Raw genomic sequence first — 14,163 nt, forward strand, 5'->3', positions numbered from 1 at the left:
ATGCCCACCCCAACCAAGGGCGCCCGTCTTGGCGGGTCGCCGGCGCACGAGCGGTTGATGCTGGCGAACCTCGCCACATCGCTGTTTGAGCACGGCAAGATCAAGACGACGGAGACCAAGGCGAAGCGCCTCCGCCCGTTCGCGGAACGGCTTATTACCAAGGCCAAGCGCGGCGACCTGCACAACCGCCGGGAGATCATGAAGGTCATCCGGGACAAGGACGTTGTGCATAAGCTCATGGCGGAGATCGGGCCGTTTTTCGCCAACCGCAATGGCGGTTACACCCGAATCACCAAGACGATGCCGCGCAAGGGCGACAACGCTGATATGGCCGTGATCGAGTTGATCTCGGAGCGGCTGGTGACCGAGGAAGCCGAAAAGGCTCGTGGCACCAAGTTCGCCAAGGACGAGCCGGTCGCTGCGGCACCGAGCGAGCCGGCGGTTGACGAAGCAGCAGCCGACGACGACGCTGCGGTGGCGGACGACGCCAAGGGCGAGGACAACGCGGAGGCTGTGGACGCGCCAGAGGCACAGGCAGATGCCGAGCCTGCGGAGGACGCGGACGCGAAGTCGGACGACAAGAAGGACGAGTCCTGACGGCCGCAAACCCAACGGACGAGCCCACCAACCCGGAGCGGGATGGTGGGCTCGTCCGTTTTCGGCTAGACATCGCCTACGACGGCACTGATTTCTCCGGCTGGGCGCGGCAACCAAACCAGCGCACGGTCTGCGGTGTACTTGAAGATGCACTAACCCTCATCCTGCCTCGACTTTCTACGTTTAGCGGGCTAAACGTAGAAAGTAGGGTGCGGCTTACCGTTGCGGGGCGCACGGACGCGGGGGTGCACGCCAGCGGACAGGTCGCGCATATAGATCTGCCGGAGGACATCGAGCCGGGCGGTTTGCTGCACCGACTTGCCAGGGCGCTACCGCCAGATGTTCGGATCTATGGCATCCACCCGGTCCCCAACGAGTTCGACGCGCGTTTTTCCGCGCTCTGCAGGCATTACGAGTATCGAGTCGCGGACGCAAGCTGGGGAGTGAACCCACTACGCCGCTGGGACACGCTCGCCTGGCGCCAGGAACTCGATCTGCGAGCCCTGAACGATGCGGCCACGCTACTTCTCGGCGAGCATGATTTCGCCGCCTTCTGCCGGCGCCGCGAGGGTGCGACCACGATTCGCGAGTTGCAGCGGTTCGACTGGACTCGGAACCCAGATGGCATACTCGTGGCACACGTTTCGGCGGATGCCTTCTGCCACTCTATGGTCCGTAGCCTTGTTGGAGCCCTGCTGCCAGTTGGCGACGGCCGCAAAAGCGTAACCTGGCCCGCTTCGTTGCTTGCCGCACAGGAGAGGTCCAGTTCGGTGACGGTGGCCCCGGCCCACGGCCTCGCACTCGTCAAGGTGGACTATCCGCCTGGCGAGCAACTCGCCGCTCGTGCGGCACGCACTCGGAATATTCGCGGCTAACTTGCTATACGGCTTAATCGACGGCGATACCGGATAGCAGCGAGAACTTCCTTTATCAGCTCCTCTGGTTGAGCGAGTTTGTCCGCATCAACTATGACGAACGTCCAGCCGGCGTGTTCGAGGCGAGCGCGCCGGCTTCGGTCATAGCGGGCCTGCTTCCGGGTGTTGTGCCAACGCCCGTCGTATTCGATCGCAACACGCTCGTGCTCGAGCGCGAGATCTAGTCGACCGAGTAACTGTTCCCCGTCGTGGACTTCCACCTGCGGCGTCGGAGCCAGGTCGTTGAGCCGCAGGAGCACTCTGACTTCGGACTCTGGCCGCGACTCGGCGCGGGTGTCCGCGAGTGACTCGGCCTGCCTGGCAACGACCACGCCCCGGTTCCTTCGCCGCTGCAAACTCTGTTCCAACTCAGCTCGCGACACGAGGTTCGCACGCAGGTAGGCGTCTAGATCGGCAACACCCGTGCGCAGCACCGTTGTGCGAGCATGAGTTCTCGGGGAGTGGCGTAATAGCAGGTCGATGGCCGTGCGAAGGGGTGTAGCCAGGCGGATGCCGTGCCACTCGGTTGATTCGCTGCGGGTTACCTCGGTGCGGCGAACACGGAGTCCGCGGATTGGGCCAAAGCGATGACCCTCCGGTACCACGAACTCGACCGGGTCATTCGGGCCCGCGAGTTCGACGCCCTGGACGGTTGCAGCCGACCGCCCGGTCAGCACCGCTTCCGGCGGCACGATCAATGCCGCCCCTCGGCAACGCAACTCATGGGTAACTGGGATGCCGGATGGGACGTAAACGTCCTGAAATAATCGTCGAAACTGCGCGGTTCGCAGCTGGTAGTCGGTGACGACTCCAGCTGCTCGAGCTTCGGATCCGCGGAACACGTCGGTTAGATCGCTAGCGCGCATTTGAGTCATAACACCCACTGTGCGCTAAATACCAGATTCGCCGCTTAAGTTATCCACAGGCACAAAAACCCAGGAAACTGCCGCTGAGCCTGTTGATCCCCGCAGCCCTTAATCAACGTTTAGGGGGCTAAACGAAACAAAAGTGCAGGTCAGTCGCCTCGACGAACTGGCCCGAGGATCTGCTGTTCCTTTTGCGTAGTGACCAATCGGAGCGGACGCCACAGATTTCGGCCCAACGCAATCACCTGATCGTCCTTCAAAGTTGTGATCTGATGGACCATTGGTGGCGGTAGACGCCAGATTCGAGCAGCCAGTTGGGCCTGCCCAGCCGGCAGTCGCTGCATCAGCACAAGATCCGCGGAGTTGGCCGTCGCGCCAGCCTGCGGGTGCATGTACGGCAACACGTAGACCGTCGTCTGCCAGGGAGAGCGTGGCGGAAACAGCTCCTGTGGAGTTGGTCCGCCATCGTGTACCACCAGCAGCGGCGCGTCCTCGGAAGGACGGGGCAGCTCGACTGGCGATAGCCGGCGAATCTGGACGACCGGCGCTGGCCGACCGTCGGGTCCCGTGCCGGCGGCTTTCGCGATCATTTGCCACGCGGTTGGCCGTCCAGTGGCGACCACGATCCATGCGCCAACGGCCATCGCCCGCAGCGCCACCTGGCGCGCCAGATACAGTCCGCCGACCAACACGATTCGGGTCGGCGCCGAGCGCAGCGCCGAGATGGTCAGCGGCTCGCCGTTCATCCCTGAGCCGAGGACCATGCCACCGCGGTCGCCGGAAGGGCTGACCGCGTCCAGCAGTGCGGGCGAAACCAGAAACTCCGGAGCTACGCCAGTATGCCGCTCTTGTGAGTCGACCTGCCTGGTGGTACCGGTCGCGGTCATCCGCGCACTCCCAACGCGTCCCTCGTCATGCCGTGCCGCCCAACGGCAGGGTGGCGGCCAATCCGGATATTTGCAAACCACGCAGCGGCGTGAGCGTCGTGCCGAGTCTGCCGGACAGCGCATGCAGCCGCTCGTCGGCGCTTTCTAGCTCTTTCGGGTTTCGCGCGCTGACCCGAACCAGCCCGCGCAAGCCGACCTTGCCCTCATCCACGCCGGGCGAGATGGACATTGCCACGGTTGCGGAGAGGGCACGTACGCCAGTCAGTGCGTTGAGACTGTTCGCCATTTTGCCCTTTGGCCAGCCAGTGATCGCATAGCTGGCATGCCCAATGCCCGCCGCGGTCACACCCGTCCAGCGTTCCTGCAGGTCAACGCGATGGTTTGACCCGGCAACGGCGGTGAGCTCGGCCGCTGAGACGCCCGCGCGGAGCAACTCGTCCGGATCAAGTGGCCGGGTGGGCACACCGCGTGATTCCAGTGCGTTGCGCACCCGGGAAAGCGCTCCGATAAGCGCCCGGTGCGCGCCAACCACACCGCCGCCGCGCTCGCGTACCGCGGCAGGACAGCGCCGTGGGTCGAGCCGTACTGCTACCCACGTCGTTCGCCGAGCCGCTGCCGGCAGCGGGCCAAGCACCTCAAGGTAGGACGCCAACGCGGGGGAGCTGGCCGGCAGCGATGCGCTGCCTGGGTAGCAGTGCCAGATCACCTGGATCGTGTCCAGCACCACCCCGCGGTCTTCCAAGCAAGGAGCAAGGGCACCGAGTGGCAGGCTGGGTGCGCTACCGACGTTGCTGACCATCGGCGGGGTCGGATCGATCAACAGCACCGCCGTCCAGGTGCCGTCGTTCCACGCCATGCCAAGCGGCTTGTGCTCGTGGTCGACGCCATGTGCGACCACCAGGTCCGGCACAGCGAGCCGGAGCAGGTTGACTCGAGCGTCATCGGGGCCGGTGACCGACTGATCCTCCACGGCGATCTGCTCCAGTGTTTCCTGGCGAAGCGGATGTGCCGTTCGAGACGTCGAGCGCAGCGTATAACTGAGCGTAAGTCCAAACCATTGGGTGAACCAGCGGCCGTGCCAGCGCAGCAGGGCGATGATCAACGCGGCAGCCGCGACGCCAATCGAGACGTAGACCAGCGAGGTATTGATCGCGATCAGGATCAACCCGATCGCCAACCCGATCTCGATCACTACCAAATTCGTCATCGGCAGCGGGCCGAGATTGATGCCGGAACTGCGTTTACGCACGCCCCCGATCGGTCGATCCTGGCCTGGCTGCGGATGAGCGGCCCCGGAGCTCGGTGGCTGGCCTGGTGGCGGGCCACCCGGTGGTCCTCCGCCCGGCGGTCCGCCCCCGGAACCTCCGGGCCCGGGGCCACCAGGTCCAGGCGGCCCGGACGGGCGGCGGGGCGGCTGGCCGCCGGCTGGGTTGTTCCCCTGGCGCGGAGGAGTTGTCACGGACATCCGCTCGTTCTCTTCCCCTCGTTTGGCTCGAATGCTGCCGAAACCAATGTCCTAGATTCTGCTAGAACACGCACGTTAGGCGATAACACACCTCGGTGGGGCGGGTCGGCGACATCTCTTGCTGATCCGGGTGCAGCTGGTCCCGGATCAGTGATCGTGCGAATCTAGTTCGACCGAGTTGGTAGAACCCGGAGCGGACCGCGGTCCGCACGACTATTCTGCGGAACCGTACCGCGACTGGGAGAGCTGTAGGCCAAGAATGCCCTCAACACCGACGACAAAGTCACAAGTTCAGGCGTACCGCTTCGTGCTGCGCCGGATGCAGTCCGCGCTCGTGCGTAAGGACGCGGTGATGCTGCACGATCCGATGCGGACGCATTCCCGTGCGACCGCGGTCGGTGTGGTCATCTCCGCGCTCGGGCTGCTCGGGTTCCTGGTGGTCGGCATGCTCAGCCCGAAAGGCGGCGGTCCGGATCCAGAGACCATCGTGGTTGGCGAGCAGTCCGGTGCCATGTACATCGCGACGGGCGACCCGATGCAGCTGATCCCAACGTTCAACCTCGCCTCGGCACGACTGCTCATGGCTGCCCAGCAACAACAAAGCCAGGAGGGCGAGGGCGGCGGCACCGCCGGAAGTGGTGAGGTCAAGGAGCCCGAGGTCGTCAGCGATGAGGAGCTCGAGGGGATTCCGAAGCAGCGCCCGACCGGTATTCCAACCGGGCCAAGCTTGCTGCCTACCGACGAGCAGCGGATCTCGAACAACTGGGCGGTCTGCGACAAGATCACCGTGGATCGGAGTCTGGACAATCCGGCGGACACGGGTGCGCCGACCACGACGGTGCTCGGTGGGATCGATCGACTTGGTGATGAGCTGGGCAGTGGTCAGGCGTTGCTCGCGCATGCGGAGAACAACAAGGTCTACCTGATTTACCGGGTTTCGCCGGATCCGAACCGCGGTAACACCAATGTGGTGCGCGCCGAGGTCAACATGAGCGACGCCCAGGTGACCTCGGCGTTCAACCTGGAAACCACGCAGCAGCGGGAGATCAGCATGGGCCTGCTGAACTCGATTCCGCAGGCTGAGCCGCTGAGCGCGCCACAGATCGACGGGGCGGGGAGCCCGAGCGAGTATCTGGGCGATCTGCAGATTGGCGACGTGTTCCTGTCCGATAGTGCCGGCAGCGGGAACCAGCACTGGGTGGTGCTACCCAGCGGCGTTCAGGATGTACCGGAATCGCTTGCTCAGCTGGTCCGCAACACCTACCAGCAGACGAGTGGGCGAATTCCGCGGTTGCAACCCTCGGATTTTGCGACAGCGCCGCGTGCGAACGAACTCGAGTCCGAGGACTACCCCGAGCAGATGCCGCAGATCATTGGCCCAGAGCGGACGCCAGTGTCCTGTTTGGGTTGGTCCGTAGAGGGCGAAGGTGAACAGCGCGACACCAAGCTCACCATGCATATCGGCGGGCAGATGCCACGCGACAACGACGGCTCGGGAATCAAGCCGCTGCCCGTCGGCCAGCCAGGGCCGAGTGGGGCCAAGATTGACTCGTTCTACATGCCGCAGGGCAAGGCGGCCGTCGTGCATGCCGCGACGTCTCGGGACTCGTTCCAGACCGGGCCGATCTACCTGGTCTCGGATCGTGGCGTGAAATTCGGCGTGCCTGATGTGCGGACCGCGCAAATCCTGGGCTTGAACAACCGATCGCCCGCGCCGAGCGCGATCATGAGCTTGTTGCCGGACGGCGCGTCGTTGAACATGCAAGATGCTCAGCAGACCTACGACAGTGTCGAGTTGCAATCTGGCGCAGCTGGGCTAAGTGGTGCCCAAGGCGGCGGCTGACCTGCTCAAAGATCGCGTTTAGCGGGCTCACCGTGGTTCCGTATAGCCAGTTAGCCCGCTAAACGTGTGCTCCCCGGAGCCAAGTGTGGTTCGCACTGGTATTTCCAAACGCCTCGTTCCTTGAACACAGTTAGCCCGCGAAACTCGGGTATGGAATGCGCGGTTAGCCCGCGGAACGTGGGGCAGGAGCGACGGCCGAGTTCGCGGTGCGGTGTTCGTGGAGAAGCGCGGTTAGCCCGCTGAACGCGCAAGGAGGACCACGGTCAGCCCGCTGAACGAGGATCGGGGCCACGGTGAGCCCGCTAAACGCGGGTGGGACACCACGGTGAGCCTGCTAAACGCGAATAGGGGTTTAGGCGAAGCCGCGGGGTTGTTTGGGTTCGCCGCGGTGGCGGCGGATCGCGTGGAGCACGAACATGGTGATGCCGAGGATGGCCAGCGCGCCACCGGTGCCGCCGATCGCGATCGCGATGGGTACCCAGTCTTTTTGGCTCGGCTCCGGCAGATCGGCGGGCAACTGCTGCGGCTGAGCCCGCTGAATGCCCTCTTCCTCGGGCACGATCGCGGTCAACGCGGCGATGGGGTTCACCACCCCGTGCCCGGTGAAGGCATCCCGCCCGCCGGGCGCACCGGGATGCTGCGCGGTCGTCTTCAGTCGGTTCATCACTTCGCGCGCTTTGAGATCCGGAAACCTTTCCCTGACCAGTGCGGCGACGCCGGCCACGTACGGGGCCGCGAAGCTGGTGCCCTGGATCGGCTGCGGGTCCTGGCCCGCCTCTGCCTGGCGGTTGGCGAGCTGACCAGGATCGGCGGGGTCCAGCGACACGATGTTGGTGCCGGGCGCGGCCAGACTCACCCACGGGCCGTTCATACTGAACTCCGCGACCGATCCCTGCTCGTCGATCGCCGCCACGGACAGCACATCCTCGGCGAACCAGGGCGGAGTGACGATGCTCTGCGGCTTGTTCACGTCGTCCTGGTTGTTCTGCGGGCAGTTCTCGCTGGTGTTCCCGGCCGCGGCGACGACGACGGCATCCCACTGATCTACCGCCTTCCGGACCGCGGCCTGCAGTATCCGTTCGTCCGGCTGGATCGGGCCGGCTTTTCGGCAACTGTCCACCGAAATGTTGATCACCGTCGCGCCCTGCTCGGCCGCCCTGACCACCGCCTGGGCCAGCGTCTTGGTGTTGCCCGCAGTGTTCCCGTCGTTCTCCGCGCCCTCCTTGTCGACGACGTACGACTGGCTGGTCTGCCGGATACTCATGATCTGCGCGTTCGGCGCAACCCCGCGGAAACCAATGTTCTGCCCGCCCGGCGGATTACCCGCGATGATGCCGGCCACCTCGGTGCCGTGCCCATCGCAATCCTCGCGGCCGTTCGCCTGTTTGTCGACGAAGTCGCCCGCGCCGATCACTTCCTTGGTGAGGAAGTTGTGATCATTGACTCCGGTATCGATCACCGCGACTGTTTGGCCCTCGCCGGTGGCGATCAGGGACGCCTCGTCCAGCCGCAGGTGGCGTTGCCCCCACGACCCCTCGGCAAGTACGCCCTCGCCCCGCGCCTCGCCAGCCTTAACGCACTCCGATTCCTTCGTATAAGTCTCGTCCGGCTCCGGTTCCGCAGGCTGCGGTGCGAGGCCGATGTCCACTGGCGGCGGTGCGGGGTAACCGAGGTCCTGCGCCTGCACCGGCACGGTCGGGACCAAGACCGCGATCGTGCCCGCCGTGAGTATCGCCGCTAACCGTTTTGTTCTGCCGAACCGAGTCATCACGGGTTCCTCAGCCGCCGATGTTCACATGCCGCACGACGGTGTAGAGCTCCATCACCGCCAGCGCCAGCGGTAGAACCGTCGCCAGGCAGATCGCTTCCAGGATCTCCACCGAGCGGCGCATCGGCGGCGAGAACCGCTGGTTCGGGAAGATCACCCCGAGCACCAGCGCGCTGGCCCCGATAAGCACCAGCACGCCAAACACCCAGAGCAACCGGTCGAAGGCGTCCGAACTCCACAGCCAACCGATCAGCACCCCAGCGCCGCAGAACATCCCGGTAGCCAACAGCGCGATCGCCTGGCTCCCGTTCGCGTAGGTTCGCGCGCGCAGCAGCAGTGCGACGGTTACCACACCAGCGGTGATCACACCGAAGATGCTCGGCGCGCTCGCCGTGATGATCGCCGCCAGCGCGGCCACGCTGCCACAGCCGACCAGTAGGCCGGTCATGTAGTCGTGCGCGACGCTCGCCCGCCGTTCGATCGAACTGTAGTCCGGGAAACCGCTGTCTTCCTTGAGGTCTTCGGCGCTACCAGGCACGTTCGGCAACGGCAGCTTGGCCAGCCAGATCGTGGTACGCGGCAGCGCGGACAGTCCGGCAAGCGCCACCGCCGCGGTGCCAGCCGCGATACCGGCCGCCGGATGCGAGATCAGCGAAGCGACGGTGAAGGCGATGATGCCGAAGGTGGCCGCGGTAGCCACCGCGATGAACACCGTGATCCCCGCGCCGAGCAGCAAGATCGAGGCCGCGGCGACGATCAGCACCAGACCACAGGCGAGCAGCAGGCTGGGGCGGCCAACCATCCCCGGCACGATGTACAGGCCACTGACGAACGCGAACGGCAAACCACCAGCCGCGGCGACGACCACGCCGGTTGAGGATGCCTGGTACACCCGGACGAATACCGCGCCGAGTGCCACGCAGGCGATCGCCGCGACCCCGCCGATGATCGCCGGCGCGAGCGAGTCGCCACCACCGAGTGGCCCACCGAGTAGCAGCGTCGTCGCCGCCGTGAAGAACGCGAGCACGGCGGCGATATGTCCGGTCCGGCGCGCGGTTTCCTTCGTCCACGGGCGGAAACTGTCCGGATCAGCCTCCGCGATCGCGTCGACGACATCGTCATACAGCGGCGGTGGCGGGTTCTCGTTGCGCCGCCGCAGCTGGAGCATCTCGCCGTCGACGACACCGAGTGAGGCGAGGGTGCGGGACGGCTCAAGTGGCGAATCGCCGATCTTGGCCAGACACCAACCACCGTGTCGGGTGCCGCCGTCCGGTGAGGTCTCCTTCGCCATCTCCAGCAGCATCGGCATCAAGTCCGCGACCGGTACGTCCGCCGGTAGCGCGACGTCGATGCGTGTCCGTGGTGCCACCACCGTTACGCGGCTGAAGACCGTGGTGCCGGTTGCCACCGTGCCCCCTCGCTAGCTCGTCCGCTCGACATGGTGCCCGCATCGTGGCCGGTCAACGCCGTGTCGCGGCCATCGACAAGGACGCCGGGTGCCATTGTCGTACCTACTTATATCTGATTCGGCGCCCGCCCACTTGGTGGGCGCCGAATGCACACTATTCCTCCCGAACGCCCGCGCGCGTGGCGATCGCGGCCCTAGTATGGCCACGCCGGGGCGTCCGTAGGGTCGTTTCCGGTGAACTAGCCCAATTGAGTTGTTCCACGGGGCGGCGCGATCGAGATCGCCCGGCCAGTGGCAGGGTGAATGACCGTGCTGCCACGCGCTGGCAGCACGGTTGCCACAACGAGTCGGAGAGGTGCTTGATTCGGTGAGCACGCTGCAGTTCAAGCGATCGCCGCGCATGGCCGCGCCCCGGCCACCCGGGGGCGAGGTTCATCTTGAGCCGCCACCCGAGGTGCCGCGCACGATTCCAGGCAACATCCTGATGAAGCTCATGCCCGTCGTCATGATCGTGGCGATGCTGGGCATGGTGATCTTCATGTTCACCAGCGGCGGCGCGATGGCCCGTAGCCCGCTGTTCCTGATGATGCCGTTGATGATGATGATGGGCATGGCCGGCATGCTCTTCCAGGGCGGCGGTCGCGGCGGTGGCCAGAAGAAGGCCGAGATGAACGAGGACCGCAAGGACTACATGCGGTACCTCGGCCAGATGCGTGACCGCGCCAGGGAGGCCATGCGGGACCAGCGAGCCGAGCGCGAGTGGATCCATCCGGATCCGCAGATGCTCTGGTCACTGGCGGCGAGCCGGCGGATGTGGGAACGCAGGCAGGCCGATGCAGACTTCTGCCACCTGCGCATTGGCCGTGGCTCGCAGCGCCTGACCAGCCGGCTGGTGCCACCACAGACCGGTCCGGTGGACGAGCTGGAACCGATCGCGACCCTGGCGTTGCGCCGGTTCGTGCGCGCCCACTCGATCGTTCCAGATCTGCCACTGTCGATCTCCATCCGTGGCTTCGCGGCGGTCGGCCTGCACGGCGACAGGGAGCTCAGCAGGGGTTTCGCCCGCGCTCTTATCGCCCAGTTGGTCACCTTCCATTCGCCGGAAGACGTGCTGATCGCGGTGGTGACCGGTGGTCGGACCAAGCAGGAGTGGGAGTGGACCAAATGGCTACCCCACTTGCAGCACCCGACGATGGTCGACGGCGTTGGTCAGCTGCGCATGATGGCCAGCTCGCTCAGCACGATTGAGCAGTGGTTGGACGAGGAGCTGCGCGACCGGCAGCGGTTCACCCGAAACGCGACGCCAGCGGCGGACCAGCCGCATATCGTGATCGTGATCGACGACGGCGAGGTCACCAAAGAAGAGCAGATCATGCTCGAAGAAGGCCTCGTCGGGGTAACTCTGCTCGATGTCTCGGAATCGCTCGGCAACCTCACCGCTCGGCGTGGGCTCCGGATGATGGTCGAGCCGGAACGCCTCGGTGCACGCAGCGCGAGCGGCGTCGAGTGGTTCGGTGCGCCAGACACGCTGACCGTGGCCGAGGCCGAGGCCCTCGCGCGCAAGCTCTCGCCCTACCGGATGAGCTCCAGCGCGGCCGACTCCGGCGAAGAGGAACCGCTGCTTTCCAACCCTTCGCTGCTCGAACTGCTCGGCATTCCGGGCGACCCGATGACCTTCGACGTCGGGCAGGCTTGGCGGCCCCGGCCGATCAGGGATCGCTACCGGGTGCCGTTCGGCGTGGGTGAGCACGGCCAGGCGGTCGAGCTGGACATCAAGGAAGCCGCGGTCGAAGGAATGGGACCGCACGGACTGTGCATTGGTGCTACCGGTTCCGGTAAGTCCGAGTTCCTGCGCACGCTGGTACTCGCGATGCTCGCCACCCATTCGTCGACCACGCTGAACTTCGTACTCGTCGACTTCAAGGGTGGCGCGACGTTCCTCGGGCTGGACAAGGCTCCGCACGTCTCCGCGGTGATCACCAACCTCGCCGACGAGGTCACCCTGGTCGACCGCATGAAAGACGCCCTCGCCGGGGAGATGAACCGTAGGCAGGAGGCGCTGAAGAGCGGCGGCAACTTCAAGAACGTCTGGGAGTACGAGAAGGCCAGGGAAAACGGCGCCGACCTCGACCCGTTGCCCGCGCTGTTCATCGTGGTCGACGAGTTCTCCGAGCTGCTGGCGGCCAAACCAGAGTTCATCGAGCTGTTCGTCGCGATCGGCCGGCTGGGCCGATCGCTGCAGATGCATATGTTGCTTGCCTCGCAGCGTCTGGAGGAGGGCAAGCTGCGCGGGTTGGACTCGCACCTGTCGTACCGGATCGGTCTCAAGACGTTCTCCGCAGCCGAGTCCAGGGCGGCGATCGGCGTCCCGGACGCGTTCGAACTTCCTTCGGTACCCGGTGGTGGGTACCTCAAGTTCGACACCTCGACCCTGGTGCGGTTCAAGGCCTCGTACGTTTCCGGGCCGTACCGCCCGGCCGGGATGCAGGTGGTTGGCCCAGCCACCCCGGTCAACGCGGATCGCCGCGCGAAGCTGTTCGTGCCGGATTACGTGGAGATCCCGAAGGAGCCGGAGAAGCCGGCCGAGGACGAGCCCAAGCAGGAAAAGAAAAAGGAAGAGAACAACCCCACCGAGCCGAGCGAGCTGGACGTGATCGTCGGCCGGCTGGTCGGCCAGGGACCGCCCGCGCACGAGGTGTGGCTCCCACCGCTGGACACCCCGAACTCGCTGGACACACTGTTCCCGCCGCTGCAACCCACCGAGGATCGCGGGCTCTCGCCGGTCGGTTTCTTCGGCAACGGGCGGCTGCAGATCCCGCTCGGGATTATCGACAAGCCCTACGAGCAGCGCCGCGACATGCTGTGGGCGGACTTCTCGGGCGGCGCGGGGCATGGCGTGGTCGTCGGCGGCCCACAGTCCGGTAAGTCGATGATGCTGCGCACCATGGTGATGTCCATGGCGCTGACCCATACGGCAGAGGAAGCGCAGTTCTACGGACTTGACTTCGGTGGCGGTACGCTCGGCACGCTGGAGAACCTGCCGCATGTCGGCGGGGTGGCTGGCCGGCTCGATCCGGACAAGGCTCGCCGGATGGTTGCCGAGCTCACCGCGTTGGTGGCCGACCGGGAGCAGCGCTTCCGGGATCTGGGCATTGACTCGATGGGTGAGTTCCGGAACCGCAAGCGGCGGGGCGATATCTCACCCGAGCAGGATCCGTACGGCGACGTGTTCCTACTGGTGGATGGCTGGCTGAACTTCCGGCAGGAGTTCGAGCCGCTCGAGACCCAGGTGATGAACCTGACCTCGCAGGGGCTTTCCTACGGAGTGCACGTCATCGCCACCGCGAACCGGTGGGCGGAAATGCGGCCGGCGTTCCGCGATCTGATCGGTACCCGGTTCGAGCTCCGGCTCGGTGACCCGAGCGAGTCCGATATCGATCGGCGGGTCGCGGTGAACGTGCCCGCTTCCCGTCCCGGGCGCGGGCTGTCCAGGGACAAGCTGCACTTCCTCACCGGGTTGCCGCGGATTGACGGTTCCAGCGACGCGGAGAACATCGGTAACGGCGTGCAGGACGCGATCGCCAAGGTGTCCCAGGCCTGGTCCGGCAGGCATGCGCCGGCTGTCCGGCTGCTGCCCGAGATGATCCCGTACGACGAGGTCATCGCGCAGGACCAGTACCGCAATACGAAGCTGGTGCCGATCGGGGTCAACGAGGAGGCGCTTGCGCCGGTCTACCTCGACTTCGACGCGGAGCCGCACCTCGTCGCCTTCGCGGATGGTGAGGCGGGTAAGACGAACCTGCTGCGCAATGTGGCCCGCGGGATCATGGAGCGCTACACCACAAAGGAGGCGCTGGTACTACTCGTCGACTACCGGCGCACCATGCTCGGCGTGATCAACACCGATCACCTGCTCGCCTATGCGGTGAGTGGCAACCAGCTCAAGGACATGATCAACGATGTGCGTGGTTCGATGGAACGCCGGCTGCCCGGCCCGGACGTCACGCAAGAGCAGCTGAAGAACCGGTCCTGGTGGTCTGGTCCCGAGTTGTTCGTGCTCGTCGATGACTACGACCTGGTCGCCACCCAGGCGGGTAACCCGCTACAGCCGATCGCCGAGTTCCTGCCGCAAGCCAAGGACGTCGGCCTGCACCTGATCGTCACTCGGCGCACCGGTGGGGCCTCGCGTTCCACCTTCGATCCGGTTATCGGTAAATTGAAGGAAATCTCCAGCCCCGGTCTGGTGATGAGCGGTAGCAAGGACGAGGGGCAGCTGTGGGGCAATGTGAAACCGTCGGCGCAGCCGCCGGGACGTGGCACGCTGATCACCCGAAAGGGAGGCCAGCAGCTCATTCACGTGTCCTGGATACAGCCGGAGTGACCACCTCGACCCCAAGAGAACCCATGCCACTGAC

General features: G+C 65.4%; 9 protein-coding genes. 4 read left to right on the plus strand and 5 right to left on the minus strand.

Annotated elements, in window-relative coordinates:
- Together rplQ and truA are read left to right on the plus strand one after the other, a co-directional pair.
- The gene (gene rplQ, locus EV191_RS15040; RefSeq protein ID WP_132877662.1) at positions 1–597 is read left to right on the plus strand and encodes a 50S ribosomal protein L17; all 597 of its coding nucleotides are present in this window, start codon (positions 1–3) and stop codon (positions 595–597) included.
- Positions 594–1,472, plus strand: coding sequence for a tRNA pseudouridine(38-40) synthase TruA (gene truA / locus EV191_RS15045; RefSeq protein WP_132877663.1), 879 nt, complete (start codon positions 594–596; stop codon positions 1,470–1,472). Before rplQ ends, truA begins: the two co-directional genes overlap by 4 nt.
- Here the strand turns inward: truA and EV191_RS15050 are convergent.
- The 3 genes from EV191_RS15050 to eccE form a co-directional block, all read right to left on the minus strand.
- Positions 1,469–2,203: an endonuclease domain-containing protein gene (locus tag EV191_RS15050; protein ID WP_243658972.1), complete on the minus strand. Its 735-nt coding sequence runs from the start codon at positions 2,201–2,203 to the stop codon at positions 1,469–1,471. The two genes, truA and EV191_RS15050, sit on opposite strands and share 4 nt — an antisense overlap.
- A gap of 323 nt (positions 2,204–2,526) precedes the next feature.
- The gene (locus EV191_RS15055) at positions 2,527–3,264 is read right to left on the minus strand and encodes a hypothetical protein (RefSeq protein WP_132877664.1); all 738 of its coding nucleotides are present in this window, start codon (positions 3,262–3,264) and stop codon (positions 2,527–2,529) included.
- A gap of 25 nt (positions 3,265–3,289) precedes the next feature.
- Entirely contained in the window at positions 3,290–4,471 is a 1,182-nt protein-coding gene (gene eccE / locus EV191_RS15060) for a type VII secretion protein EccE (RefSeq protein WP_132877665.1), read from the minus strand.
- A 517-nt stretch (positions 4,472–4,988) separates the two neighbouring features.
- Between eccE and eccB the strand changes: the two genes are divergently transcribed.
- Complete coding sequence (gene eccB, locus EV191_RS15065) at positions 4,989–6,572, plus strand: type VII secretion protein EccB (RefSeq protein WP_132877666.1); 1,584 nt, start codon at positions 4,989–4,991, stop codon at positions 6,570–6,572.
- A gap of 352 nt (positions 6,573–6,924) precedes the next feature.
- Here eccB and mycP read toward each other — a convergent pair whose 3' ends face one another.
- On the minus strand, positions 6,925–8,340 hold the full coding sequence (gene mycP, locus EV191_RS15070) for a type VII secretion-associated serine protease mycosin (protein ID WP_132877667.1): 1,416 nt from the start codon (positions 8,338–8,340) through the stop codon (positions 6,925–6,927).
- A 10-nt stretch (positions 8,341–8,350) separates the two neighbouring features.
- Positions 8,351–9,748 carry a type VII secretion integral membrane protein EccD gene (eccD, locus tag EV191_RS15075; RefSeq protein WP_132877668.1) on the minus strand — a complete coding sequence of 466 codons (1,398 nt, stop codon included), beginning with the start codon at positions 9,746–9,748 and terminating at the stop codon, positions 8,351–8,353.
- 367 nt (positions 9,749–10,115) lie between these two features.
- Between eccD and eccCa the strand changes: the two genes are divergently transcribed.
- Entirely contained in the window at positions 10,116–14,129 is a 4,014-nt protein-coding gene (gene eccCa, locus EV191_RS15080; RefSeq protein WP_132877669.1) for a type VII secretion protein EccCa, read from the plus strand.
- The last annotated feature ends 34 nt before the right edge of the window (positions 14,130–14,163 follow it).

The organism is Tamaricihabitans halophyticus, assembly GCF_004340875.1.
Lineage (GTDB): Bacteria > Actinomycetota > Actinomycetes > Mycobacteriales > Pseudonocardiaceae > Tamaricihabitans > Tamaricihabitans halophyticus.

Bases quoted from the DNA above. Each gene is read 5' to 3' on its own strand.
- EV191_RS15055 (WP_132877664.1), bottom strand. From the start codon at position 3,264: ATGACCGCGACCGGTACCACCAGGCAGGTCGACTCACAAGAGCGGCAT.
- mycP (WP_132877667.1), bottom strand. From the start codon at position 8,340: ATGACTCGGTTCGGCAGAACAAAACGGTTAGCGGCGATACTCACGGCG.
- rplQ (WP_132877662.1), top strand. From the start codon at position 1: ATGCCCACCCCAACCAAGGGCGCCCGTCTTGGCGGGTCGCCGGCGCAC.
- eccB (WP_132877666.1), top strand. From the start codon at position 4,989: ATGCCCTCAACACCGACGACAAAGTCACAAGTTCAGGCGTACCGCTTC.
- eccE (WP_132877665.1), bottom strand. From the start codon at position 4,471: ATGACGAATTTGGTAGTGATCGAGATCGGGTTGGCGATCGGGTTGATC.